The sequence below is a fragment of the Sphingomonas turrisvirgatae genome, from assembly GCF_001721295.1.
GTDB lineage: Bacteria > Pseudomonadota > Alphaproteobacteria > Sphingomonadales > Sphingomonadaceae > Sphingomonas > Sphingomonas turrisvirgatae.
Genome location: NZ_MDDS01000001.1, coordinates 1 through 299, shown reverse-complemented (window position 1 = coordinate 299; position 299 = coordinate 1). Strand labels below are relative to the sequence as shown.

At 66.2% G+C, this 299-nt stretch carries 1 pseudogene; it reads right to left on the bottom strand.

The window, feature by feature from the left end:
• Positions 1–299, bottom strand: a pseudogene (locus BFL28_RS00005) (hypothetical protein); the annotation flags it as partial.

Below are 299 nucleotides of genomic sequence, written 5' to 3'. Positions count from 1 at the left end.
GCGGAAGTTCTGCCGCGCCGACCAGACGTCGTCGATGCGGTGCTCCAGCTGGTAGCCGAACATCCGCTGGGTGCGGTCGAAGTCGTCCTTGCTCGGCTCGCCATCGAAGAACTCGCGGGAGATGTGCCGGCCGTTGTGGTGCGACAGGGTGCCGTCGGCCGGTACGCCGCCGTGGTAGCCCCCGTTGGGATCGTGTTGCAGGTAGCCTTGCAGGGTCAGGGTGGTGTCGTCGCTGAAGTCGATGGCCAGGGTCGGGGCGATGGCGTAGCGCTCCTCCTTGACGTGATCGAACTGGGTGT